22 protein-coding genes are annotated in these 23,455 nt (G+C 66.8%); 10 read left to right on the forward strand and 12 right to left on the reverse strand.

Annotated features, from left to right (window positions below; translation table 11 throughout):
* Complete coding sequence (locus tag AAW51_RS04260; protein WP_047193604.1) at positions 1 to 903, forward strand: AraC family transcriptional regulator; 903 nt, start codon at positions 1 to 3, stop codon at positions 901 to 903.
* 43 nt (positions 904 to 946) lie between these two features.
* Here the strand turns inward: AAW51_RS04260 and AAW51_RS29720 are convergent, their stop codons facing one another.
* The 4 genes from AAW51_RS29720 to AAW51_RS04275 form a co-directional block, all read right to left on the reverse strand.
* Positions 947 to 1,105, reverse strand: a complete 159-nt coding sequence (locus AAW51_RS29720) for a hypothetical protein (protein ID WP_157359612.1) — start codon at positions 1,103 to 1,105, stop codon at positions 947 to 949.
* A 104-nt stretch (positions 1,106 to 1,209) separates the two neighbouring features.
* Positions 1,210 to 1,593 carry a hypothetical protein gene (locus AAW51_RS04265; protein ID WP_053013332.1) on the reverse strand — a complete coding sequence of 128 codons (384 nt, stop codon included), beginning with the start codon at positions 1,591 to 1,593 and terminating at the stop codon, positions 1,210 to 1,212.
* A gap of 16 nt (positions 1,594 to 1,609) precedes the next feature.
* Entirely contained in the window at positions 1,610 to 3,772 is a 2,163-nt protein-coding gene (locus AAW51_RS04270; RefSeq protein WP_047193605.1) for a carboxypeptidase-like regulatory domain-containing protein, read from the reverse strand.
* A 251-nt stretch (positions 3,773 to 4,023) separates the two neighbouring features.
* Entirely contained in the window at positions 4,024 to 4,599 is a 576-nt protein-coding gene (locus AAW51_RS04275; RefSeq protein ID WP_047193606.1) for a hypothetical protein, read from the reverse strand.
* 409 nt (positions 4,600 to 5,008) lie between these two features.
* Here AAW51_RS04275 and AAW51_RS04280 point away from each other — a divergent pair, with 409 nt between their 5' ends.
* Positions 5,009 to 5,539: a BON domain-containing protein gene (locus AAW51_RS04280; RefSeq protein WP_238947757.1), complete on the forward strand. Its 531-nt coding sequence runs from the start codon at positions 5,009 to 5,011 to the stop codon at positions 5,537 to 5,539.
* 49 nt (positions 5,540 to 5,588) lie between these two features.
* Here AAW51_RS04280 and AAW51_RS04285 read toward each other — a convergent pair whose 3' ends face one another.
* Together AAW51_RS04285 and AAW51_RS04290 are read right to left on the reverse strand one after the other, a co-directional pair.
* Positions 5,589 to 8,081: a PAS domain-containing hybrid sensor histidine kinase/response regulator gene (locus AAW51_RS04285; RefSeq protein ID WP_047193607.1), complete on the reverse strand. Its 2,493-nt coding sequence runs from the start codon at positions 8,079 to 8,081 to the stop codon at positions 5,589 to 5,591.
* Positions 8,082 to 8,145: 64 nt separating this feature from the next.
* Positions 8,146 to 9,732, reverse strand: coding sequence for an ABC transporter substrate-binding protein (locus AAW51_RS04290; RefSeq protein ID WP_047193608.1), 1,587 nt, complete (start codon positions 9,730 to 9,732; stop codon positions 8,146 to 8,148).
* Positions 9,733 to 10,040: 308 nt separating this feature from the next.
* Here AAW51_RS04290 and AAW51_RS04295 point away from each other — a divergent pair, with 308 nt between their 5' ends.
* The 4 genes from AAW51_RS04295 (at position 10,041) to AAW51_RS04310 (ending at position 16,044) form a co-directional block, all read left to right on the forward strand.
* Positions 10,041 to 12,887 carry a type VI secretion system Vgr family protein gene (locus AAW51_RS04295; protein WP_047193609.1) on the forward strand — a complete coding sequence of 949 codons (2,847 nt, stop codon included), beginning with the start codon at positions 10,041 to 10,043 and terminating at the stop codon, positions 12,885 to 12,887.
* A 7-nt stretch (positions 12,888 to 12,894) separates the two neighbouring features.
* On the forward strand, positions 12,895 to 13,782 hold the full coding sequence (locus AAW51_RS04300; protein ID WP_053013334.1) for a DUF4123 domain-containing protein: 888 nt from the start codon (positions 12,895 to 12,897) through the stop codon (positions 13,780 to 13,782).
* Positions 13,783 to 13,966: 184 nt separating this feature from the next.
* Positions 13,967 to 14,425 (forward strand): DUF3304 domain-containing protein, encoded by a 459-nt coding sequence (locus AAW51_RS04305; RefSeq protein WP_047193610.1) that lies wholly within the window; start codon positions 13,967 to 13,969, stop codon positions 14,423 to 14,425.
* On the forward strand, positions 14,422 to 16,044 hold the full coding sequence (locus AAW51_RS04310; RefSeq protein WP_083438078.1) for a T6SS phospholipase effector Tle1-like catalytic domain-containing protein: 1,623 nt from the start codon (positions 14,422 to 14,424) through the stop codon (positions 16,042 to 16,044). The genes AAW51_RS04305 and AAW51_RS04310 overlap by 4 nt, the downstream gene beginning before the upstream one ends.
* 95 nt (positions 16,045 to 16,139) lie before the next feature.
* Here AAW51_RS04310 and AAW51_RS04315 read toward each other — a convergent pair whose 3' ends face one another.
* The 3 genes from AAW51_RS04315 to AAW51_RS04325 form a co-directional block, all read right to left on the reverse strand.
* Entirely contained in the window at positions 16,140 to 16,841 is a 702-nt protein-coding gene (locus AAW51_RS04315) for a nucleotidyl transferase AbiEii/AbiGii toxin family protein (RefSeq protein ID WP_047193611.1), read from the reverse strand.
* The gene (locus AAW51_RS04320) at positions 16,838 to 17,347 is read right to left on the reverse strand and encodes a helix-turn-helix transcriptional regulator (protein WP_083438079.1); all 510 of its coding nucleotides are present in this window, start codon (positions 17,345 to 17,347) and stop codon (positions 16,838 to 16,840) included. The genes AAW51_RS04315 and AAW51_RS04320 overlap by 4 nt, the downstream gene beginning before the upstream one ends.
* A gap of 91 nt (positions 17,348 to 17,438) precedes the next feature.
* The gene (locus AAW51_RS04325) at positions 17,439 to 18,074 is read right to left on the reverse strand and encodes a pyridoxamine 5'-phosphate oxidase family protein (protein WP_047193612.1); all 636 of its coding nucleotides are present in this window, start codon (positions 18,072 to 18,074) and stop codon (positions 17,439 to 17,441) included.
* Between the two features lie 233 nt (positions 18,075 to 18,307).
* Here AAW51_RS04325 and AAW51_RS04330 point away from each other — a divergent pair, with 233 nt between their 5' ends.
* Complete coding sequence (locus tag AAW51_RS04330) at positions 18,308 to 18,754, forward strand: DUF1801 domain-containing protein (RefSeq protein WP_047193613.1); 447 nt, start codon at positions 18,308 to 18,310, stop codon at positions 18,752 to 18,754.
* A gap of 58 nt (positions 18,755 to 18,812) precedes the next feature.
* Here AAW51_RS04330 and AAW51_RS04335 read toward each other — a convergent pair whose 3' ends face one another.
* Complete coding sequence (locus AAW51_RS04335) at positions 18,813 to 19,043, reverse strand: helix-turn-helix domain-containing protein (protein ID WP_047193614.1); 231 nt, start codon at positions 19,041 to 19,043, stop codon at positions 18,813 to 18,815.
* Positions 19,044 to 19,243: 200 nt separating this feature from the next.
* On the opposite strand from AAW51_RS04335, the gene AAW51_RS04340 reads away from it, so the two are divergent.
* Both AAW51_RS04340 and AAW51_RS04345 read left to right on the forward strand, forming a co-directional pair.
* A complete protein-coding gene (locus AAW51_RS04340) occupies positions 19,244 to 19,717 on the forward strand; it encodes a hypothetical protein (RefSeq protein ID WP_157359613.1) in 474 nt (157 codons plus the stop codon).
* Positions 19,718 to 19,788: 71 nt separating this feature from the next.
* Positions 19,789 to 20,574: a class I SAM-dependent methyltransferase gene (locus tag AAW51_RS04345; protein WP_047193616.1), complete on the forward strand. Its 786-nt coding sequence runs from the start codon at positions 19,789 to 19,791 to the stop codon at positions 20,572 to 20,574.
* Between the two features lie 158 nt (positions 20,575 to 20,732).
* On the opposite strand, the gene AAW51_RS04350 is transcribed toward AAW51_RS04345, so the two are convergent.
* Together AAW51_RS04350 and AAW51_RS04355 are read right to left on the reverse strand one after the other, a co-directional pair.
* Positions 20,733 to 21,260, reverse strand: a complete 528-nt coding sequence (locus AAW51_RS04350) for a hypothetical protein (protein ID WP_047193617.1) — start codon at positions 21,258 to 21,260, stop codon at positions 20,733 to 20,735.
* A gap of 67 nt (positions 21,261 to 21,327) precedes the next feature.
* On the reverse strand, positions 21,328 to 21,933 hold the full coding sequence (locus AAW51_RS04355; protein ID WP_157359614.1) for a hypothetical protein: 606 nt from the start codon (positions 21,931 to 21,933) through the stop codon (positions 21,328 to 21,330).
* Between the two features lie 752 nt (positions 21,934 to 22,685).
* Between AAW51_RS04355 and AAW51_RS27850 the strand changes: the two genes are divergently transcribed.
* The gene (locus tag AAW51_RS27850; protein WP_053013337.1) at positions 22,686 to 23,336 is read left to right on the forward strand and encodes a hypothetical protein; all 651 of its coding nucleotides are present in this window, start codon (positions 22,686 to 22,688) and stop codon (positions 23,334 to 23,336) included.
* The last annotated feature ends 119 nt before the right edge of the window (positions 23,337 to 23,455 follow it).

The following is a 23,455-nucleotide window of genomic DNA, read 5'->3' on the forward strand; positions in this document are numbered from 1 at the left end:
GTGACCGCCCCGTCGCCCCTGCAGATCGACCGCCTGTCCTCCCTGCTCGAACGCTTCCGCGTCCGCGCCCACCTCTTCTACAGCGGGGCGCTGTGTGGCGTGAGCCGGTATGAGGCGCAGCCCGGACGCGGTTTTCTGCACGTGTTGCGGCGTGGCGAGATGGAACTGGCGCACCCGCCCGGCAGTGGCCTGCCGCCCCGTGTCGTGGTGCGCGAGCCGAGCTTGATCTTCTATCCACGTCCAGCCACGCACGACTTCCACAACCCACCGGCCGAAGGCGCCGACTTCACCTGTGCCTCGCTCGATTTCGACGGCGGCGAGCGCAACCCCTTGGTGCAAGGGCTGCCGCCGTTGGTGCTGCTGCCCTTGGCCGACGTCGACGGCCTGGACCAGTCACTGGCGCTGCTGTTTGCGGAAACCGACCGGGTGCGCTGCGGTTCCCGCCTGCTGGCCGATCGCCTGTTCGAGGTCGTGTTGATCCAGTTGCTGCGCTGGCTGCTGGACCACCCGGAGCGGGGCGGGCTGCCGGTGGGGCTGATCACCGGCTTGTCCGAGCCGCGCCTGGCCCGGGCGCTGACGGCCTTGCACGAAACGCCGGGCGAGCCTTGGAGCCTGGCCCGCATGGCGCAGCAGGCCGGCATGTCGCGCAGCGCCTTCGCGGCCACCTTCAAGTCGGTGGTCGGCCAGACGCCGGCCGACTACCTGGCCGGCTGGCGGCTGACGCTCGCGCAGGCCGAGTTGCGCAAGGGGCGGCCGGTCAAGCTGATCGCCCATGAGTTGGGCTATGCCAACGCATCGGCGCTGTCGCGGCTGTTCACGCAGCGGGTGGGCGTGTCGCCGCGGCACTGGCTGGAGCAGCCCGGCGCAGCCCTCGCGTTGCTTCACGCGGCCCCGTCGCGCTGAATCGCGATGGTGCCGCCGGGCAGGCAGGGCGGCCGCCGCGCCTTCAAACGCGCCGCAGTACGCGCATCTGCGCCAGATAGGGCACGTCGCGCGGGTCGACCTCGGCCCGGCTGCCTGGCCCGGTGAACTGGTAGCGGCGTCCGCTCACCGGGCCTTGTGCGCTGAAGCGCAGGCCCACGATGCATTCGAAGACACAGCGCATCGACCGGGGCGCGGGCTGCGAGAGAGACCGAGGCAGGGGCTGCGCTGGCGCCGCGGTGGGTGGGGGGATGCCGGCGGCCAGCGCCCGTCTTCGTCCACAGCAGTTCATTCAAGGTCTCCTCGAGGGTTGGGGTCGGGTTCGGCGGGCGGTGCCAACGCGCTGAGCGAGGCTGGGTCGAACGGCGGTCCGAAGGCGGCCGGCCCGCCGCCCCAGGCCGGCGCCGCGCGCTCGAGCAGAATGGCCGCCGCCGACAACCCCAGCCAGCCGAGCAGGCCTTGGCGCCACCCGACGGCCAGACATGCCGCCGCGGGGGCTGCCACCCACAGGCTGAGGCAGTGGAAACAGTCCAGTGCCTCGCCCAGCCAGCCGTGGCCGGCCCGGCGCCGCAGCCGCACGACGATGCCGCCCGGACCATCCTCGGCGGCCAGCAGGTGGGTCACCCGCCAGACCGCCAAGGCGGCCAAGGCCCAGTCGACCGCCGCGTTCATTGAGGTACCTCCGTGCTCACACTTGCACCGTCAGGCTGTAGAAGCTGAAGGCCCGGTGCGCCCGTCCCTGGTAGCAGTTGGCGATGGTCCGCTTGTAGACCCACAGTTCCAGCTGGTAGCAGCAGGTCAGCGGGAAGGCGTCACGCAAGTCCGGCACGTGCAGCCGCAGGCCACCGCCTCGCCAGACTGGCGCCGTCGCCCCTTGGCCCAGTGCCTCGGGGTAGGTGGGCCCGACTTCATCGGCTGCGGGTGCACCGGACACCGCGATCGGTGTGAGGGTCGCACCGGGCAGCCCGAGCAGCGACACCGGCGGCTCGTCGCTGCCGTACGTGGCCACCAGCGTGTACTGCGACAAATGCCCGTCGAGGTCGTGCGCGACAAAGTCCACGTCCAGCGTGCCGCCCTGCGAGGCGTCGATGTTGGAGCATGGGCCGGCCAGCGCCCCGTCGATGCGCACCGCCACCACCTTGGCCCGCGGCTCGTCCGATGAGGCGCGGTTGTCCAGCCGCAGCACCAGCGAGTTCGCGAGCGGACTGGCATCGTCCTCGCTGCCGCACACCGGCATCACGCGCGGGTTCTGCAGTTCGCCGCCGACCAAGGTGTAGCCGATCAACCGCAGGTGGTAGGGCCCGCCGTCGTAATGGCCGTCGGTGGCCCACCGCATCAGCGTGTGGAAGTTGGTGCCGTACCAGATCCGGGTCGTGCCCCAGCTGCCGGTCGCCGGCGGGTGGGTGTCTTCGTAGTGCGCGCGGCTTTCGATGACGTAGCGTCCGCTGATCGTCTGGAAGGGGAAGTCCACCTCCGGCGACGAGGTGATGTCTTCCCAATAGCGGCGCTTGAAGCCGACGGCCGAGGGCAGGGCCACCGGTGCCCATGGGCCCGCAGCGGACGGCGCCACCTCGAACTCGTAGTAATCGACGTTGGCGGTGTCGCCGAACATGCCCTGCAGCACCACGGTCCCGGCGAAAGGTGCGTCGGCCATCGCCGAGCTCGTTCCCGGAAACGCATAGCCGGCCGGCGATGTCTCAGCGCCGAGGTTGCCGCCGATGTGGTCGGCATCGATGTCGCACACCGACGACAGCACCACACACTCGCCGTCCGGCGGGCAGGGGTTGCAGGGGTCTGCCAGGCAGCAGGCGTCCGCATTGGCGGTCAGCGTCAGGTCCAGTTCGGTGTCGATGTTCCAGCGGGTGCGCCACCAGGGTTCGCTGACGATCAGCCGTTCTTCGTCGCCGCACATCTGCGTGACGCGGAAGGCCAGGTCGGGCCGGCAGTCCCACCAGGGCTCGCGTCGCATCCACGGCCACAGGCTCGACTCGGCGAGGCCGGCCGAGGTCGGCAGGTGCCGCAACAGGCGGTCGCGTAGCGAGGCGACGTGGACGCTGTCGAACGCGGGCGAGGTTTGCGCGCGCAGGGCGAGGGTGTGCGAGGCCGAGGCGGCAGTGCTCGCCAGCGCAAACGCGTTTGACCCGGCCTCGGCGGTGCTCAGCCATTGGTCGAGGCGGGCGAAGTCGGGTTGCGGGCCGGGCGGCGGCAGCGGCGGCAGGCGCGGCTCGAATTCCACCGCACGGCGCACGCGATCGAACAACTCGTGGTCGAGCCGCCAGTCGCGCAGCCGCCACCACCACCACGGCCACCAGCCGCAGCACCAGCGGAACTGCAGCGTGAAGCTGCCACTGGCGTCGGTGGTCGCACAGCCCAGCGACTGGTAGCCGACCCACCACAGCCATCCGTCCACATCGAAGCCACACACCTTGGCGCCGGGCACCGGTCGGCCGTCGGGGCACAACACGCGGCCCCGCACCGTGTAGACGCGGCACCAGCGCAACCAGTGATGCCAATAGACCGCCGGGATGACCCACGGTGCGAGCCGCAAGGTTTCGGTGCCGCGCCAGCGGCGCGCCGGGACTGTCACCGACAAGGTCTGTTGCCCCAGCAACTCTTCCACGCCGGCGTCGTCCGGACCGACCAGCGCGCGCAGGCTCGGCGGCGCCTTGTCGAATCCGAAGCGGGCCTCGCCGTGGCCCTTGGCGTCCAGCTCGACGCGGCGGGTCGCCACCGGGTGCCCCGCGTTGTCGAACAGGGCAACCTGGAGGCCCCGTTCGGGCTTGAAGTCGGCGACGCTCGAGGCGTCGAGCGGCACGCTCAGCTGGTACTTCCGATCTGCAATGTCGACCATGGCTCCCCCTGGATGGTGTGGCACGCCGACAAGCTGCGGCGTGTACCTGGAGGGTAGGAAGCGGGTCGCCCTTCGGCCTCCCTCCGGCGAGGGATGCGGCTGACTTTTGCGGGGGAAGGGTCAGCACGGGGTCTGGGGACCCCGGCGGTGCTGCGGGCGCGGATGCGGCCGTGGCGGGTGGTGTGCGGAGTGTTCCGCTTGTTTGTAGGTGTGCGAGCTTCCGTGCGCCGGCTGCTGCCGGCGCACGCACCTCACTCGGCGACGACCAGGTTGCGGGTGGCCGGGTCGGCGACCACTTCCTTGACCCGCCCGTCGTCACCGAACACCACCTGGAATTCGGCGAACGAGCTGCGCCAGAAGCGCCACACCTTGGCGTCGAGCTGCGGGTTCTCGCTGCTCACCGGGTAGCCGACCGACATCAGCACCTGTTCGCGCGTCATGCCGGGCTGCAGCCGGCCCGCCTCGATGGCCTCGCGCACCTTCTTCGGGTAGCCGTTCAGCTTGGCTTTCGGGTCTTGCGCCGTGACGTAGCGGCTGGCGAAGGTGTTGAGGTCCATCGTGCGGCTGTAGTCGTTGCCGATGGCCTGCTTGCTGCCTTCGATTTCCACCAGCACACGATGGCGGCCGAAGCCGGTGACTTTGACCGGCGTGCCGGCCGGGATCAGCCGTGTGCCGCTCTCGGCGTAGTTGATGTCACTGATCCACTTTCCGTCCGTGCGCATGTTGCAGCACAGGAAGCCTTGGCTCGGCGCGCTGTTCTCCGCTTGCGCCAGGGCGGACGTGAGGGGGGCGGCCAGGGCGGCCAACAAAGCAAGCTGTCTCAGCATCGGAATCTTCTTTCCTTGTGGTCTTGGTTCACGACACGCTCACACCGGCCGCGGCGGCAGTGCTGCTGTGCCACCGGGGAATCCGGTGTGGCGGGCCACTCGAAGCGCTTGCAACGAGGCCTGGGGCCCGAAGGCACCTCTCCGACTCCCGGCGGGACAGCCCGCCGCAACCCTCGTGCAAATGCTCGGCGTGGTTCTACCACGGCTTGGCTCGGCGCCGGCCTGGTTGCGGCTTGCTTGCGAAGCTGCGGTGTGACATTCCCCCGACGCCGGCCGCACAGCGCCGAGGCTCAGGGAACGGCACTTGCACGCCCACGCTGCAGGGGAACCCAGCGCCGGTGCGGCCGCGGGCCGCTGGCCAAGGTTGCGCCGGTGTCGGCCCCACCACGCCGCCAAGAAGGAGCTACACGTGAGATACCTCTTCTCCACCCTGGTCCGCGTCGCTGTCGGCGCCGCCGCGATGTACTACCTCGACCCCGTGCTGGGGCGCCGCCGCAGGGCCCTGTTGCGCGACAAGGCCATTGCGATATCGCATGACGTGCGGGAGGTTGCACATGCGCGAGCCAAGCGCGCCGTCGATCGCGCCCAAGGCCTGGTGGCGGTCACGCGCGCCCGGCTCGACGGTTCGGTGCTGCCCACCAGCGACCGGCAGTTGTGCGAACGCGTTCGCGCGCAGCTGGGTCGCATGGTCAGCCACGCCCGGGCCGTGGATGTGGAGGCTCGCGCAGGGCGCGTCTGCCTGCGCGGCAACATCCTGGCCGCGGAGGTGGACCGCCTGCTGGCGACCGTGTCGTCGATGCCCGGCGTCGAGGCGGTCGACAACCAGCTTTCGGTGCACGAGACCGCCGGCAACATCCCAGACCTCCAAGGGACTGGGCGCCCAGGCCGAGGGGCGGGCACCGGCGCCTTGCGTGGCAACGGGCACGGCGCGCCGTCCTGATCTGCTGCGTTCGCTGGGCCGCATACCGGGTGCGGCCCAGCGCGGCCGGTCACAGCAAGTGGGGCGTCGGCACCCTGGTGGGGCCGGCTTCACGCTGGCGTGCCGTGCCGGCTTGTGCCAGCAGCGCCGCGGCGGCGTCGGGGTCGATCGGTTTCGTCAGGTGGGCATCGAAGCCGGCGGCCAGGGCGCGGCGTCGGTCGTCTTCCTGGCCCCAGCCCGTGGTGGCGACCAGCAGCAGGTCGCGCCCCCAGGCCTCGCGGCGCAGCGCGGCGGCCGCACCGTAACCGTCGAGCTTGGGCATGCCGATGTCGAGGAAGGCCGCCTGTGGCCGCACGCGGGCCGCCAGTTCGACCGCCTGCATCCCATCGTGCGCCACGTGGACCTCATAACCTTCCAGGTCGAGCAGCAGGGCCAGCGTCTTGGCCGCGTCGATGTTGTCATCGGCCACCACCACCCGGGTGCGGGTCGGCGCCGCCACTGCATCGCCACGTGGCGCGCCGGGGGCGCCGGCCGTCGTCACCGGCACGGCGGCGGCGGTCACCGGCAAGCTCAAACGGAAGGTGGCGCCAAGGCCGGGCCCGGGGCTCGACGCATCGAGCGTGCCGCCGTGCAACTCCGCCAAGCCGCGCGACAGCGCCAGCCCGATGCCCAGGCCTCCCTGGGCGCGGTCGAGCGTGCCGGGGGCCTGGTGGAACATCTCGAACAACGACGGCAGCATGTCGGCGCCGATGCCGACACCGTTGTCGATCACGCGGAACTCGACCCGGCCGTCCTGTAGCGCCACCTCGAGCCGGATGGAGCCGCCCGGGTCGGTGTACTTGGCGGCATTGGTCAGCAGGTTGGTCAGCACCTGAGCCACCCGCAGCGGGTCGACATCGAGCTGGGGCGCGTGCTCCGGCATCGACACCGTGAGCGTGTGGCGCTTCGACTCCAGCAGCGGGCGGGCGGTCTCGAGCGCGGCGTCGACCACCGCCTCGATGCCCACATAGGCCTTGCGCAGCGTCAGCTTGCCGCTGGTGATGCGCGAGACGTCGAGCAAGTCGTCGAGCAGCAAGGCCATGGTCTTGGACTGGCGCTGGATCAGGTCGCAGCAAAAGGCGATCTGGTCGGCGCCGAGCGACGGCTTGGACAGCAGGTGTGCGGCGGTGCGGATCGGCGCGATCGGGTTGCGCAGCTCATGCGCCAGCGTCGCGAGGAACTCGTCTTTGCGGCGGTCGGCCTGGCGCAGCGTCTCGACCAGGTATTGCTGTTCGGTGATGTCCCACAGCACACCGGCCATGCGCTCGGCCTGCGCGTCGGTGGGGCCAGCACCGTCGCGCCATTGGGCGCGGCCGGCCACATCGATCCAACGCACCTCGCCGTTGTTGCGCACCACCCGGTGACGCACGTTGTAGCGCCCTTCGCGGTGGCCGGCGCGGGCGTGCGCGAGCGCATCCTGCACCATCGCCACGTCGCCTGGGTGGATGCGTGCCATGCAGGTCGCCAGCGGCGTCACTTCGCCGGAGACATCGAACAACTCGCGTGAACGTTGCGACAGCAGCACCGACTCGCGCTCGAAATCGCAATCGAAGGTGCCCAGCGAAGACGACTCGACGGCGAGCCGGAACCGTTCTTCGCTCTCACGCAACGCGGCCACCGCGCGCACCTGTTCGGTGACCTCGTGTCCCTGGACGAAGATGCCGGTGACGGCGCCATCGGCATCGAACACGGGTTGGTAGACGAAGTCGACAAATGCCTCGGCCAGCGGCCCGTGCGGCTCGCGCTGCACCTGCAGCCGCATCGCGCGGCCCACATACGGCTCGCCGCTGCGGTAGACGCTGTCCAACAGCTGCTCGAAACCTTGCGCGGGCATTTCCGGCAACGCCTCGCGCATCGGCTTGCCGATCAGGCTGCGGTGCCCGATCAGCTGCCGGTAGGCGTGGTTGACCATCTCGAACACGTGGGTCGGCCCGCGCAGCAGCGCCACGAACCCCGGCGCTTGCTCGAACCACAGCTGCAGCGTTTTCGCGGTGGACTCGGCGCGCTCCAGCAACGCGGCCTTCTGTTGCTCGGCCAGCACCCGCTGCGTGGTTTCGACCACGATCGCCAGCACGCCGGCAGGCCGCCCGTCGTCGCCGAACAGCGGGCTGTAGTCCAGATCGAGCCACACGTTCTCGGGCAGCCCCGTGCGGTAGAGCACCAGGGGCTGGTCGCGGAACGACAGCGTTCCGCCTTGCAAGCCGACCTCCATCACGCGTCGGTTGAAATCGGCCACCTCGGGCCAGCCTTCGAGCACTTTGGAGCCGAACAGCTGAGGGTGGCGGCCACCCGCGAACTCGCTGTAGGCGTCGTTGTAGATCATCACCCCGTCCTGGCCCCACAACATCACGATGGGGACGGGCGAGTGCAGCACGACCTCGACGGCGGTGCGCAGGCTGCGCGGCCAGCGCTCGACCGGCCCCAGCGGCGTGTGGCTCCAGTCCCGCTCGAGTAGCAGCCGGCGCATCTCGCCTCCGGCATACGGCCAGGCACGGCTCTCGGTCTCAACACTGCTTGAGGTCATGCCGCATTCTAGGGACAGGCGGCGAGCCGGGCGCAGCCGAGGCGCGCTGGCTGACGAGCCGGCGCTACCGCCGTTTGGTCACCCACTTCACTTCGAGATAGTTGTCGGGGCGGTGCGCCACCTCGACGCCGCGCGCCATGGCCCACGGCATGATCTGGCGGTGCAGCGGCAGGTAGTGCAGGTGCTCGTTGTGCAGCAGGAAGACCTGGCGCACCAGCGCGCGCCGCTTGTCGGTGTCGCCTTCGCGGCTGCTGGCCGCCGCCAACGCATCGAGTGCATCGTTGCGGAAGTTGCCGCGGTTGTATTCGCCCACGCCCTTCTCGCCGCGGTTGCGGTAGAGCGGCGTGAAGGTGGTTTCGGCGTCGGTGATCGAGCCGCCCCAGCCGAACAGGTAGAGCGAGGTGTCGAGCTTCTCGAGCTTGGGAAAGTAGGTCGACTTGGGCATCGCGTTGACGCGCACCTTGACGCCGATGCGCGCCCACATCGACGCCAGCGTCTGGCAGATGCGTTCGTCGTTGATGTAGCGGTTGTTGGGGCAGTCCATCGTGACCTCGAAGCCTTGCGCATAGCCGGCCTCGCCGAGCAGCCGGCGCGCGGCCGCCGGGTCGTAGGGCAGGCGCTTTTCGATCTCGGGGTCGTGGTGGTGCGCCAGCGGCGACGGCACCACCGCGCCGGTGGGCGCCGCGAGGCCGTTCATCAGCTTGGTGCGCAGCGTCTCGATGTCGATCGCCTGATAGAGCGCGCGGCGCACTCGCAGGTCCTTGAAGGGGTTCTTGCCCTTCACGCTCGAATACAGCAGCTCGTCGCGCCCTTGATCCAGGCCGATGAAGATGACACGTTGCTCAGGTCCCTCGACCACCCGCACGCCGGCCGCCCGGCGCAAACGCTCCACGTCGCCCGGCGGCGGGTCCTGCACGATATCGATCTGGCCCGACATCAGCGCCGCCACCCGTGTCGCGTCGCTGCTGATCGGGGTGTACACCACCTCCTGGATGTTGCCCTCCATCGGACCCCAGTAGTTGGGGTTGCGCTTGAGCACCGTGCGCACATCGGGCTGCCGGCTGACCAGCATGTAGGGCCCGGTGCCGTTGGCGTGGAAGGTGGTGTACAGCTCCTGCTTGCTGGAAAAGTCCTGCGGCTGGGTCGCCTTGTGTTCTTCGCACCAGCCGCGGCTCATGATGAAGACGGACCCCAGGTGGTCGAGGAAGATCGGGTTGATCTGCTGCAGCCGGAACTCCACGGTCAAGTCGTCGACCTTGTGCGGCTCGCCCACCGCCGTCGCATAAGACGCGATCTGCGACGTCTTCTGCTGTGCGCGCCGCACGGAAAACACCACGTCGTCGGCCGTGAACGGCCGGCCGTCATGGAATTTCACGCCGGGGCGCAGCTTGAGCCGCCACAGCAGGGGCTCGACCTGCGTCCATTGGGTGGCCAGCCCCGGCACGAAGCGCAGTTGCTTGTCGCGCTCCACCAGAAACTCGTAGATCTGGTGGTTGAAGTTGTTGGTGACGTTCTCGTTTTGAGCGTGCGGGTCCGTCGTCAGGGGGTCGCCGGCGGTGGCCCAACGTAAGGTTTGCGCTGACGCGCTGCAGGCCGCCACGGCGAGCAACGACGCCGCCAGGCGCGACCAGAACGGGGAATGAAGCTTCATGGGCTGAGTCTCCCGGGGGGTGGTGAGCGGTGGCGGGGACAGGCAAGGTTTGTGCCGCGTTGTGCCTCTGCCGGCCGCAACCGTCCGGGGTTCGTGAGCCTGAGCGCCGCTCCCAGCGGAGGTGGCCGCTCCCTTCACCGTCGTTTCCGGCGCCATGGCGCGGTAACAACGTCCCCCCAATCTGGGTGTTCGGGCGCGCGCTCCCGCGTGCGAGACTTGCGGTTTACGAATGAATGGCCGAGCGTCCCATCGCCGGCCACAGAACAATGGGAGGGGTGATGCCCCGTGGGTCGCCAACGGCGTCGGCCGTGCTCGACACGATCGCGCACGCGCTCGGCGTGACGTTTACTTCAGACACCCGGCTCTTCGAACTGCACGGCAACGGCGCGGTGGATGGCTTGCTGGTGGAGTCCTGGGTCGCTGACGAGGCCCTGTCGGACACCTTCGAATACCGCGTGACGGCGCTCAGTCCGGACGCGCATCTGCCCCTCGACCAGTTGCTCGGGCAGCGCGCCGTGCTGCATGTCTCGCTGCCCGACGGTAGCCGTGCCACCCGCTCGGGCATCGTGATGCAGGCGGGCACCTTGCAGTCCGATGGCGGCTTGGCCCGTTATCAATTGGTCATCCGCCCGTGGCTCGCGGTGCTGAAACTTCAGCAGCGCAGCCAGAGTTTCATCGACAAGACGGTGGTCGAGATCGTCGAGTCGATCTTCGCTGCGCACAGCGGTGTCGCCGCTTGGCGATGGTCCGACGAGGTCAGCAGCGAGCTGGCGCAGGTGCCGCCGCGCCACTATTGCAACCAGTTCCGCGAAACCGATTACGACTTCATCCGCCGCATCCTGGCCGAAGAGGGCATCGGCTGGTGCTACGAAGAGGACGAAGCGGCGCCGCATGGCCACCGCGTCTTGTTCTTCTCCGACAGCGCCCGCCTTCCGGAGGACCCGAGCAGCCAGCGCGACGGCGGCATCCGTTTCCACCGTGCCAGCAGCCAGGAAGACAGCGACGCGGTGCAGCGCTTCACGCAGGGGCACCGCTTGGCGCCCGCCGCATTGACCCTGCACGCCTGGCACTACGACGCCAAGGCCGGGCGCAGCGTCAGCGTGCCCACGCTGGGCGCCGTGGGCGGCGAGTACGCGCCGCACCTGGAGAGCTATGACCCGAGCGGCGGCGTCGACCATCACAACGGCGTCACCGCGCTGGCCAGCGAGCACTACAGCCGCCGGCTGCTCGAAGCGCACGAGGCGCGACGCCAGCGGTTTGTGGGTGACAGCACGGTTCGCAGCCTGCGTCCGGGCACCCAGTTCGTGCTGCGCGACGCGCCACTCACAGAGGGGGAAGCGACCCGCTACACCGTCACGGCGGTGCGGCAAGCCGGCATCAACAACCTGCCGAAGGACCTGAACGAGCGTGTTGCGGCACGGCTGGGCCGCTGCGAGCTAGCGCTCGACGGCGTGGAGCTGTCGGACACCTTGCGTGCGCAAGCACAGGCCAGCGGGTATGCCAACGAGTTCGAGTGTCTGCCGGCACAGCGCCCCTGGCGCCCGATGCGGGTGGACGACACCGGCGCGAGGCTGAACCCCAAGCCCACGGTGCACGGGCCGCAAAGCGCCATCGTGGTGGGGGCCGAGGGCAGCCCCCTGCCGCAAGGCGCCGACGAGATCTACACCGACCGGCTCGGGCGCGTGCGCGTCCAGTTCCACTGGCAGGCGGGTGGCAGCGCCGGTGCGGGCAGTAGCGCCCACAGCATCTGGGTGCGGGTGGCGCAGCGGTATGCCGGCGCTGGCATGGGTGCCCAGTTCGTACCGCGCATCGGCCAGGAAGTGCTGGTGCATTTCGAAGAGCTGGACATCGATCGCCCGGTGGTGCTGGCGGCCTTCTACAACGGCCGTGGCGAAGGCGGCGTGCCGGCGACGCCGGGCGGTGCCGCGGCCGAGACCGACACCAGCGTGTTCGGCCAGTCCAACGACCACGGCCCGAGCGGCCAGGGCAATCTGGCCGGTGCTCAAGGCCCGGCCTGGCACGGCGCGGCCGCGGCCGAAGACCACCAGCGCAATGCCGCGGCACTGAGCGGCGTGAAGAGCAAGGAATTCGGCGGCGAGGGTCACAACCAACTGGTCTTCGACGACAGCGACGGGCAGTTGCGGGTGCAGGCGGGCAACACGCAGTACGCGACCTGGCTCAACCTCGGGCACCTGCTGCACCAGGCGGACAACCATCGCGGCAGTTTCCGGGGCACGGGTTTCGAATTGCGCAGCGATGCCTATGGGGCATTGCGAGGTGGACGCGGCGTGTTGCTGAGCAGCTTCGGCACGCCGGCAACGGTGCCGGCCGGCGACGACGCGCCGGGCATGGCACTGGCGAAGCAGGCCCTGCAGTTGTCGCACACCTTGAGCGACGCGGCCAAGACACACCAGACGGTGCAGCAGGCGGGGCATGTGGGCACGCAGAAAGCCAACAGCAGCGCGCTGGACGCCGAGGCCGCGCCGCTGAAGGCGCTGCACACCGCATTAAGCGGCATGGTGGCGCAACACGGTTATGACGTCGCGCTCGATGACGCCGCGCAGAAGCAAACCCGCGCGGCACAGGACAAGCTGCCGCACACGACCGACCCGGTGGTGGCCGTCGCGGCCAAGGCCGGGCTGGGCTTGAGCGCCGGGCAGGACGTGCAAGTGGCCGCCGGTGAAGCGGTGCACTCGGCCAGCGGGCAAGACACGCATGTGGCGGCGGGCGGCCAAGCGCGTTTACACACGGGTCAGGCCATCGGCATGCTGGCGGGCAGCGTCAAGGTGGGCCAAGGCGCAGCGGGCACGGGCCTGACCGTGGTCGCGGCGCAAGGCGACCTCGACGTCCAGGCGCAAGCCGGCACGCTGCAGGTGGCGGCTCAACAGCAGATCGACATCAAGAGCCAGAACGCCCACATCGACTGGGCGTCGGCGAAGAAGATCACGCTGGCCACGGCCGGTGGGGCGAGCATCACGATCGATGGGAACGGCATCGTCACGCAGTGCCCGGGGAAGATCACGGTGCATGCGGGGAAGAAGAGTTTCGCGGGGCCGGGACAAGAGCCGTACCCCATGCCTCAGTTGCCCAACTTCCTGTGTATCGAGTGTCTACTCGGTGCACTGAAAAGCGGCTCACCTCTCGCAAAAGTCTGACGAGCCGATGTACTTCGCTTTTGAAAAGACAACGCGGGCGAGCATTCTCGATGTAATGCTGCCCCGTCTTTCCGCCGAGACAGGCAACGGCAGCTCGTGGTGGGCGCTAGTCGACCTTGCCTTCGACCATGGCGGGGTCCGACTGCAGTGGCACCGGGAGAGCGTCTCGCTGTACCAAACTGGCGCACTTGCGCAGCTTCACCCGGTTTCGCCAACACTGATGAAGCTCGGCTTGGTGGCCGAAGAGGCCAAGAGTGACCTGACCACACTGGCCTTGCACTGCGGCGCGCGTCCGATGCTCAGCTTTGTGCAAGTTCCTGGGCCCATCGAAGACCTTGTCGCCGCTTGGCAGGCTTGCATCTATCCGGCCACCGACGACGGCCAGAAGTTTCTTTTGCGCCTCGCCGATACACGCGTGATTCCGACGTTGCCGCTTGCGCTGTCTCCAGCCCACTGGGCCCGTGTGGTACAGCCGCTGGTCGAGTGGCAGGCACCCGGTCGGGACGGTTTGATCTACCCTGTGCCCCTCGCCGCCAAGTCGTTTAGTGGCATGGCGAGCGACACGGAGATCACACTCGCCGACGTCGAGGTGGATCGCCTGATTCACCATGCGATGCCAGACACACTCATCGAAGCGATGCGAGAACACTGCCCCGACCTGCTGCCAGCCACTGGGCATGGGGCCTTCTATCGTGAGGTGAGTCGTGCACACGATGTCGCCGCCCGTTGCGGCGTGCAAGCCTTCCCTGATCTGGTCGCACTTGCCGTCGCCTGCGTTCTGCAACCCGGCTTGGTGGATGATGAGCGCCTTGTTGCTAGGCTCACCGACGGTACTTGGCGGCCAGGAGAGCTGAACGACAAGTTGATGGAACTGATGCCGGAGGAGACGGCGTGAGGCGAGCTACTTTCTTAGGGCAAAGCGAGGAACGCGCAGTGTGCGTCATTGCTGGAACCGTGCTTCTGTGCACCCACCTCCAATCGCCGCAGATCAGCAGTCAGTCGGTAGTGGGGGATTCGCGGTGAAGCGCCCATCAATTGCTGCCAGAGTGGCGCCTTTGGTCTGCATAGGAAGCCTTGCCATGGCAACAACGGCCTGCGGAGGGAAGGACAGGGTAAGCCTCAGCTACCTTGGAGTGAACCATACCGAGAAGTCGATTGTCTCGGTCGTGGTCAATGGAGAAGGCGGTGTTCTCAACATCCCTGCAAAGGGTGGCGGCGGAGGCCAGGTTTGCTGCGTCACTTTGCCCCGTAAGTGGCGACCCGGCTTGAAGGTCACGATCAAATGGCGAGAGGACGGTGAGTTCAAGCGCGATGCGCAGGGCCAAATCGTGAAGGAAGACGGGGTGCCGGTCATCGACGACACCCCTTGGAAGACGCGGACCGTCGAGGTTCCCGAATACAGCGAAAAAGACCTCGAACATTTCGATATCCACTTCTTGCCGGGCGACAAGGTGTTCGTGAAGGCCAGTTTCTCGTACCCCGAACATCCCGACTATCAACCTGCCTATCCTCAGCGCAAACCAACGGCCGCACCATGACGACTGCCAGTCCTGCACCTTTTCCCAACGGTGGCCTTCGGCAACTTTCCGCGAAAGAACAGCTCCAGCGGCTGAAGGCGCTGAGCTGCTCCGTCCCTCAGGACAACAAGCCGAAATGCTCCGGCCAGGTATTCGCCGGCATTTTCTTTGACGGGACCGGCAATAACATGCAGGTCGACTACTACGATCAACCCGCCGAAAAGCGCAAGCACAGCAACGTCGTAAAGTTGTTCCAGACCCACCGGGACAACCCAAGCGATGGGTACATCCGCATCTATGTGCCGGGGGTGGGCACCCCCTTCCCGGAGATCGGAGACGGCGGCGGCGCATTAGGCTCAGCAAATTCGTTCCGGGGCGAGGACCGGATCATTTGGGGCCTGCTACAGCTGATCAATGCGCCCCACCGGTTCGTTACGAAGAACCCTCTCATCCCCAACGCGCAGGCTGACACGATCGTCGGCAACGTCGCGTCCAGTTTCACTCCTCCGAGTCTGCGCCGTTTGGTTCTGCGAACCTGGCAAGAGAAGCTGGCGGCGGCCTTGGAGGGCAAAAAGCCGAGGGTGGAGCAGATCAACGTCTCCGTGTTTGGATTTTCGCGGGGTGCCGCCGAAGCCCGTGTATTCGTGAACTGGTTGTTCGAAGTCTGCGAACAGAAAAACGGCGGTTGGACCTTGGCCGGGATCCCCCTGCGGGTGATGTTCCTCGGCATCTGGGACACGGTGGCGTCCGTGGGGCTTCCCAGCCTGCTGGACGGCCTACCCTGGGAGGGCCATCAGTCGTGGGCGGATCAGGCCTTGCAGATTCATCCCGCCGTGGAGCAGTGCCTCCACTTTGTTGCAGGGCACGAAGTGCGTGCGTGCTTTCCGCTCGATTCCGCTTGCGTGAAGAGCAAGTACCCCGCCAACGTTCGAGAGGTCCTCTACCCGGGGGCTCACTCGGATGTAGGAGGAGGATATGCTCCCGGTGCCCTCGGAGTCTCACATCAGCAGAACGACTTCCTTGCGATCATTCCGGGTGTGCGCATGTACCACGAAGCTCGGAAAGCCGGAGTTCCTCTCGAACCGTTCGCCAGGCTCGATCGCTATCTCCAACAGAGCCTCACTCCCTCAGACTCGGTCGTGCGCAGCTTCAATGCGTATCTTGCTGACGCGAAGGTGGGTAACAGTTCCGTTGACGACATGCACCGCCGGCACATGTCGCTCTACTTTAGCCATCGCTTCAAGCAGCGACACAAGTTCTTCTCTCGGAATCCCTACAACGCCGCTGCACCGAATGACCAACGATTCCTAAAGACGACGCAGAACAGCTTTATCGAGCGATTGGCGCATTTGTCCCAAGGCGACCCCATGGATCCCGACTTTGATGCCAAGCGCGCCGCTGCACTTCACAAGGCGATGCTCAAGGCCGCCGGCTTATCAAGAACCACCGCGGACAAGTACCTGCACGAGGTGGCCGAGCGCGTCGACCCTGCCTCTGTAACGCCTGCGATGGAGGAATTCTTCGACCGCTACATCCACGACTCCATGGCTGGCTTCATTTCACAGAAGATGAACGAGTACGCCCTGAACGGGATAGGGATCACCAAGTTCCGCGAGGTGTACAAGGGCAACGACGAGTGACGGTAGTGAGCTTGCCAGCGATGTTGATGGGGAAGTTGGCAACCGCGGCCGGATCAGCCTCTTGATCGTAAGTCTCGACAAAGGTGCGTGACGCTTCAAGGCGCAGGATCGCCGTCGGCGTCTGCAGACGATGACGTTTCAGACCCGAGGGTCGGCTCTATGACTTCTGTCGCAATGCGCACGCATTCATTGAAGGAAGGGTGCCGGCCGATTGAATCGATTCGGTCGAAGTCCGCTCTCAATACGTCGCTTGCTTCTCGCAGCCCCTGCAGGAACGCGGCGCCGTGTCGCCGCATGAACGGAGCAGCGTGTTCGATGGCCTTCGGCTCCGCCACCGCCACAGCGCACAAATCGAAAAGGTCGCGCGCCTTTACGTGGTCACCGCGGTGCCACATCTTCTTCGCGATGATCTCTCCGCAGGTTTCCAGGCGGAGCGGCCTGCCGGCGTGCTGGACGACATCGAAGGGATCGGCGGTGAGCGACTGGCCCACCACCACATCGATCTCACCTGCAGGCAGGAAAAGCTTGATGTACTCGGCGTGCTCTTCGTAGTCGGCGGTGATCGCTTCGGCGGCGTCGCTCAACCGGGGGCTCACGTAGCCGAGATACTGAGGATCAGGGACGAACAGATCGATGTCTTTGCTTTGCCGGTGGCCAAGGCGAAGCATCAACACGGTACCCCCGCCAAACGTCCACAAGGGGTTACGTGTCTCACGTTCCAAGTGGTTCATGAGCGCGAGCGCATGTGGAAAGAGCTCGGTCCACGGGCCGGGCCGAGACAAGTCCGGCTTGCTCATCCCCAGATGTCCCGACGGCTGCCAAGTTTGCGAGCCATCGAGCGCATGTTGGCCCAGATCTGCGCTCTCTCGACGCCACACTCGGCATTCAGCTCGTCCACCACTCGGGACAACAGGATGACCGATGCATCCTCAAGCAGTGCGTTCAGATGAGGCACGAACTCTGAAGGCACCTGCCCAGTTAGCAACGACGCCTTCAGCACGTCCGGCGGTAGATCGTCTCGATAGCTGACGCTGGCCGTGCGAGACGCAAGGATCGAGGCAGGGGTTTTCTCTCGTGCGCTTTCAGGCGGCTGGGGCCGAGCAGGACTGATGTTGATCGACAGGCCGAGCACCTCGAGCAGGCGTGCGGTGCGAGTCAGGCTCAGGTCCTTGATGGAGCCGTTTTCGATCTGGTTGATCGTGGCGCGCGACAAACCACTGAGCTGGGCGAGACGGGTCTGCGTCAGCCCCATGTCGGAGCGACGAGACCGAACAGCGCGACTGACTTCGACAAGCGGCAGCATCGGCCAAGAGTACCGAAGCGCGGGTGAGTAGTCAAATATATTCGACAACGGCGCGAGGCGCGGACAAACGCGACGCGTCACGGCTCAGCCGTCAATACAGCGTCTCACGCTGCCGCTTCGGCAGCGCCGCGTCATAGGCCGCCCCGTCGATGCTCGCGTCGCTCAGCACTTCGAGCACCTGTCCCGGCGTCGGCACGCTCTCGCGAACCACCTGCCGATCCGGCTCCCACAGCTGCGAGCGCATCACCGCGCGGCCGCACTGGAAGAACACCTTCGTCACATGCACCACCAGCACCGAGCGGGGCAGCTTGTCCTGCACCGCGTGACGGGCCAGCAACCCTGGGTGCGTCGAGATGCGCCCGCGGCCCAGCACGCGCAGCGTCTCGCGGTGGCCCGGCAGCAAAAACAGCAGCGACACGCGCGGGTCGTGCACCACGTTGCGCAGGCTGTCGATGCGGTTGTTGCCGCGCCGGTCGGGCAGCAGCAGCGTGTGGGCGTCGGCCACCTCGACAAAGCCGGGCGCGTCACCGCGCGGCGATGCGTCCGGTCCGTCGGGCCCTACGGTGCAGAGCACCGCGAACGGGGAGGCTTCGATGAAGGGCCGGTAGAGCGGGTGGACATGATCGGCCTCTTTCTTGACCGAGGCCTCGTTGGGGAGACCGTAGAGCGCGCGTAACGCCTCCACGTCGCAGAGGTCGTGTGCCGTGTCATGCCAAAGAGCCGTCATCGTAGCCTCCAATGGGTCGGGGTCGGACGGTGTGGTGTGCGGCCCCGCCACGGTGGCGGCCGTTCCGTCCCGGTGGTCGACACGTGCCGGTGCTCGAGATCGCGCAGCGCCTTGGCCTGTTGTCGGTGCGCCGACTGTACCTCGGCACTGCAGGGCGTCGTCATCGCGGCGAGCCGTTGTCTCCGCCGTGACGATCCATGATGGAATGGTGCGCAGCCCACCGGAGCCTCCAGATGACACCGTTCACAAGCAAGGACGTCGCGGCCAAGTTCGACACGTATCCACTGCAGGTGCGACGCAAGATGCTGGCGCTGCGCGAACTGGTGTTCCGCACGGCTCGGCAGACGCCGGGTGTCGGGGAGATCCAGGAGACCCTGAAATGGGGCGAGCCGGCCTATGTCACGCCGAACAAGGCCGGCAGCACGGTGCGCATGGATTGGAAAGCCAAGGCGCCGGGGCGGTACGCGATGTACTTCCATTGCCAAACCGATCTGGTCGAGACGTTCCGCCGGCTGTTCCCGGCAGACTTCCGGTTCGAGGGCAACCGGGCCCTGGTGTTCGACCTCGAGCAAGAGCTGAAGAGCGATGCGCTCGCGTTCTGCATCGCCGCCTCGCTCACGTATCACCTGCAGAAGCGGCAGGCCGCGCCTGGAGGGCAGGGTAGCGTCAGGCCCGCGTGACGGTGGCAGGGCGGGGGCAGGAGGCGGCGTCCAAAGCCGCCGAGCGAGCGGTCGGGCGTTAGGTGCGACCCGACCTGGGAGTGGCGGGGGCCGACGTCCGCTCGAACAGCTCCCCGACTTCCACGTCGAAGAACTCGCACAGCTTGTCTATCGTCTCCAACTCCACGCGGGCCGCCGTCTCGTGATACAGCAGCGTAATCGTGTTTCGATGCAGCCCGGTCTGGCGAGCGACGTCCAAGATCTTGAGCTTGCGCTCACCCATCAGCCGGGAAAGATGACACTTGATCACGCCCTACTCCTGGGCTTAAAGTCATCCTGAACGACAAAAAGACTTGACATAGGGTTTGACGGCGGGAAAATGTCATCCTGCATGAAAAAACGCGCGGCAGTGCGACGTGAGGCCGCTGCATTGTGACGGACTTTGGGGAGGACCGCGAAGTGGTCGAGACTGCGTCTGCCTTTACGGCGCCGTGCGCGCCGTGCTCTCTCTTGCGCCCCAGTACGTCGACTGCCTCCCCTATCGGTCTCGCACCCGCCCCTCATCCCGACAACACGTTCTGGTTCCACACCACGCTCGACGCCCGGCTGACCGCCGCGCGTCAACGCGAGTGGTACCAGCTGATGCAGCGGCGCCTCGGCGTGCTGGGCCTTGCCGTGGCCAGCCACCGATCGGTGTCGGTGGTGCTGGGCGTGCGCGAGCGGGTGGTGCGCGCGCACCGACACCATGTCTTGTCGTGGCTGATCGAACAGCCCACGGTGTGGGCCGTGCAACTGGGCGAGCTGTCGCCCCTGGCCGACGCATTGGTGCGAGGGCTGCCGGCGCACCCGGTGGTGGACGTGACGTGTGTGGCCGGTGTGCCGCGCTGCCGGCTGGAGGGCTATGCGCAGCAGACGCTGCGTGCGGTGGTGCGCAAGGCGCTGGCCGAACGGGAGGCAAAGCGCTTGCAAGGATGGGCCGGCTGAGTTGACAGGTCCCCGGGGAAGCACTGCTCGCCGTCGGTAGCATCGATGAGGTGCCCGACACAGGAGACCCCGTGACCCACGACACCACCTTCTACGACAGCCTGACCCCGTACTACCACCTGATCCACCAGGACTGGAACGCCAGCATCGAACGCCAGGGCGAGCAACTGGGGTCGTTGATCGACAGCCGCTGGCCCGGCGGTCGCAAGGTGCTCGACGTCTCGTGCGGTATCGGCACGCAGGCGCTCGCACTGGCGCGGCGAGGCTACCAGGTGGTGGCCTCCGATCTGTCGCCACGCGAAGTCGAACGTGCGCGCGCCGAGGCCCAAGCCCGGGGGCTCTCGATACCGTTCTCGGTCGCCGACATGCGCCAAGCCCATGCACATCACGGCAGTGGGTTCGACGTCGTGGTCTGCGCCGACAACTCCTTGCCTCACTTGCTGACCGACGCCGAGATCCTGCTCGCATTGCAGCAGATGCACGCCTGCTTGCGCCCGGGTGGCGGCTGTTTGATCACGGTGCGCGATTACGACGCCGAGCCACGCGGGGTCAACATCGTCAAGCCTTATGGCGTGCGGGTCGAAGGTGAGCGCCGCTACCTGCTGTTCCAGGTGTGGGACTTCGACGGCGCGTATTGCGACATCACCTTCTTCTTCGTCGAGGAAGACACGCGGACCCAAGCGGTGCAGACCCACGCGATGCGCTCGCGCTACTACGCGATCTCGACCGGGCGGCTGGAACAGTTGATGGTGGAAGCCGGCTTTGAGCAGGTCGTTCGACTGGATGGCGTGTTCTATCAGCCGGTGCTGATCGGCCGGTGCAATGGCTTGAGTCCTATGGACCGGCAGGCGGCCTGATGCCAATACGTCGGGTGCCGACGCTCATCTGCGCCGTTAGCGCCGAAATATTGGAAGTGCAACATCCTGGCGGCAATGCCCGGGACTGCCCCGACCCGTTGCGACAAACCGAGGCTGTCGTGGCCTTGCCATCGGGCGCCTTCCGTCTCGGCGGGGAGTTAGGGGCCGGTTGATGGACCATCGCCTCGAACGGCCGCGAACATGGTCTGGGGTTCCTCCACGGTGACACGGTCAGGTAACGCACGAATTAGGAACTGAATGACGGCGTCATCGAGCGTTGGTCTCCACATTGGGACGGCCTCAAGGTACGTACCGTCGAGCTTGACCATTCTGTAGGTCCGCCGGCCACACCGCCCGTACACCAGAAGGCGCTGAAGTTCCGAGAGCGCGATAGATATGCCACCACGCGAGTCGGCTGGACGAGCTATGAAGAGGCGGCCGCCTGCGATGGAGAGGGTGGGTGGTCCCAGCGGACCGAACTTGCGAAGTTGGACCAGGCGAAATGTCGCCGGGATCGACGCGAGCGCCACGTACACGGCGGCAGACGCCAGCGAGAGCCTTCCGAGAAGCAGCAACACAGCGAGGACAACGAGCAGTGAGGCGGCGAGCGCTAGCTCAAGCCGAAGCGGTGGCGGCTGATAGATGCCGTCGGACGATTCAACAATGCGTTGTACGTGGAAGCTCATCGGATGAGGCCCTTGACGTTGCACATGAGCGGCAGCTTCGGACTTGCCGGAAGACGTCCGTTTGGTACTAACGCTCCAGCGGCCGATATTCACTACGGACCTGTTTGCCGTTCTTGAAGATGAGTACATCGTAGCCAGACGGACACGTCGGCGAGAAACCGCACGGCCCGGGCACCTCGGGTCCACGCTCGAACAGGAGTTCTCCAGAGAACCATTGCGCCTTGACGGGCGCGACCTGGCCTGGAAACAAGATCGACAGCGGAATCTCTTTGCCTGACCGGCAATTCGCAGCGCGCAGCGACACCAGGCGCAGTTCCTTGTCTGCAATTTGCCAGACCGCCGAGTAGCCGCGCCAGATTGCGCTGCACCGTTCCGACGGCAATTGAGACTCGATGCGTCGCCACAACGCGGGGTCGCCTTCCTGTGCCGCATCCAGCGGAGTGGAGTACGTATATTTGTTGACCCCGTCCATCACTACGAGGTCGGGACCCTGCTGGGTGGCGAAGGCTCCCTTCATTGCGATGGCAAGAAGAAGGCTAATAAGTACGCGCATTTTTGGGGGGCTGGGTGATCGGGAGTCATTGACGGCACCTGCCCAGCTGACAGCTGCCGGCATCAGCACCGCTGGGTGGCCAAAGATCGATAGTGCTCGCGCAACTGCGATGCGAATCATGTGCAAGAAAGGTGTGCGGAAAGGCGGCCCGATGGTAAGCGCTCCTCCCGAGGCTTGCGATGCGGCGAACGCCTGTTCACTGACGCGACCATCCCCTTTTGTCCTCGGAACGGCGGCGGCGACCCGGACCGGCATGTCCTTGCGCCCGCGGTGACGACGGGCAGGGCGGGTTGTTGGCGCACCTTGCATCGGCGCTGGCCGACCCATCCGGGCCGGGCGACGGCGACACCGGGGTGGGTGGTGTGGCGGCTGGATATTGCACTGCCTGAAAGCGAGCGCTCGCGGCGTGTGCGAGGCGCCCCGAGCGTGGCGATTGTTTGGGCGTGAACAAAACCACGAAGCCGGGCCGAGGCTGCCGCTCCACCCCCTGAATGCAGGCCGTCCGTGTACGAGCAAGGCACGCCACGAGAACCTACGACGTCGGTCGGCGGCACCGCGGTCAAACATGCGCGGGCATGTGGTGCAGGTCGACGAAGTGCGCCTCCTGCCCATCCCTCGATTCGAGGAGTGGCGCGGGGTGTTCTATCAGACAGTGCTGGTGGCCCGGCGCGACGGCTGAGGGCGACGCCCGGGCCGTCCCTCGCAGACAACGGACGCGCGCAGTCCTCTTGCCTCACAAGGCGCACTGAGGGTGGTGGCGGAACGAGATACGGCATTGGACCTAGGTCTCATATTCCGCTGCTGACCTGCGTGCCAAGATGACACATCGGCCTTGCCGCGGCGACCGTCGCGTCAACCCTGCTTCTTTTCAATTGTGGGAGGTCACCGACATGAGTCGACGGTCCTGGTACATCTTGGCCTTATCCACGATGCTAGTCTTCAATGCCAAGGCGCAGCAGCAGCAGTTTGTCCATCCGGCCCGAGGACAGACGCCGGCGCAGCAGAAGAGCGACGAGGCGGCCTGCCAAGGCTGGGCCATCGAGCAGAGTGGCTTCGATCCTGCGCGGCCGCCTCCAGCCGCTGCGGTCGCCCAGCAGCCGACGACTCCCACCGGAACGACCCCCGGTGCCGGCGCGCGCGGCGCGATGAGAGGCGCCGTGGTCGGCGAGATGGTCGGCGACGACGCCGGCGCCGGCGCGGCAGCGGGCGCTGTAGCGGCACGCGGGCAAAGCAGGCGACAGAACGCCGCATCGAACACCACTGGCGTGAGCCCCACCCAAACGACGCCCGGCGCCGGCGCGCGTGGCGCGGCGAGGGGCGCGGTGGTCGGCGAGATGGTTGGGGACGATGCCGGCGCCGGCGCGGCGGCGGGCGCTGTCGCAGCACGCGGACAAAGCAGGCGACAGAACACGGCCACCGCTCAAACGGATGCCCAGCAGCAAGCCGCCCTGCAACAGCAGCAGCAGTCGTTTGCAAAAGCCCGTGCCGCGTGCCTCGAAGGCAAGGGATACGCCGTCAAGTGACGCAAGGCCCGGCAGTCCCTCATGGCTGACGGCTGCCGATGCAGCTTGGACGAGCGGGCCTCAACGGCCCTGGGTCTCAGGTCATCGACGCTGCCCCTTGCGCTGATACACCGCCCCTC

The organism is Caldimonas brevitalea (assembly GCF_001017435.1).
GTDB classification, from domain to species: domain Bacteria; phylum Pseudomonadota; class Gammaproteobacteria; order Burkholderiales; family Burkholderiaceae_C; genus Caldimonas; species Caldimonas brevitalea.

Coding starts and splice junctions, on each gene's coding strand:
- AAW51_RS29720 (WP_157359612.1), bottom strand. CDS start 1,105: ATGCGCTGTGTCTTCGAATGCATCGTGGGCCTGCGCTTCAGCGCACAA.
- AAW51_RS04265 (WP_053013332.1), bottom strand. CDS start 1,593: ATGAACGCGGCGGTCGACTGGGCCTTGGCCGCCTTGGCGGTCTGGCGG.
- AAW51_RS04270 (WP_047193605.1), bottom strand. CDS start 3,772: ATGGTCGACATTGCAGATCGGAAGTACCAGCTGAGCGTGCCGCTCGAC.
- AAW51_RS04275 (WP_047193606.1), bottom strand. CDS start 4,599: ATGCTGAGACAGCTTGCTTTGTTGGCCGCCCTGGCCGCCCCCCTCACG.
- AAW51_RS04285 (WP_047193607.1), bottom strand. CDS start 8,081: ATGACCTCAAGCAGTGTTGAGACCGAGAGCCGTGCCTGGCCGTATGCC.
- AAW51_RS04290 (WP_047193608.1), bottom strand. CDS start 9,732: ATGAAGCTTCATTCCCCGTTCTGGTCGCGCCTGGCGGCGTCGTTGCTC.
- AAW51_RS04300 (WP_053013334.1), top strand. CDS start 12,895: ATGTACTTCGCTTTTGAAAAGACAACGCGGGCGAGCATTCTCGATGTA.
- AAW51_RS04305 (WP_047193610.1), top strand. CDS start 13,967: ATGGCAACAACGGCCTGCGGAGGGAAGGACAGGGTAAGCCTCAGCTAC.
- AAW51_RS04310 (WP_083438078.1), top strand. CDS start 14,422: ATGACGACTGCCAGTCCTGCACCTTTTCCCAACGGTGGCCTTCGGCAA.
- AAW51_RS04315 (WP_047193611.1), bottom strand. CDS start 16,841: ATGAGCAAGCCGGACTTGTCTCGGCCCGGCCCGTGGACCGAGCTCTTT.
- AAW51_RS04320 (WP_083438079.1), bottom strand. CDS start 17,347: ATGCTGCCGCTTGTCGAAGTCAGTCGCGCTGTTCGGTCTCGTCGCTCC.
- AAW51_RS04325 (WP_047193612.1), bottom strand. CDS start 18,074: ATGACGGCTCTTTGGCATGACACGGCACACGACCTCTGCGACGTGGAG.
- AAW51_RS04330 (WP_047193613.1), top strand. CDS start 18,308: ATGACACCGTTCACAAGCAAGGACGTCGCGGCCAAGTTCGACACGTAT.
- AAW51_RS04350 (WP_047193617.1), bottom strand. CDS start 21,260: ATGAGCTTCCACGTACAACGCATTGTTGAATCGTCCGACGGCATCTAT.
- AAW51_RS04355 (WP_157359614.1), bottom strand. CDS start 21,933: ATGATTCGCATCGCAGTTGCGCGAGCACTATCGATCTTTGGCCACCCA.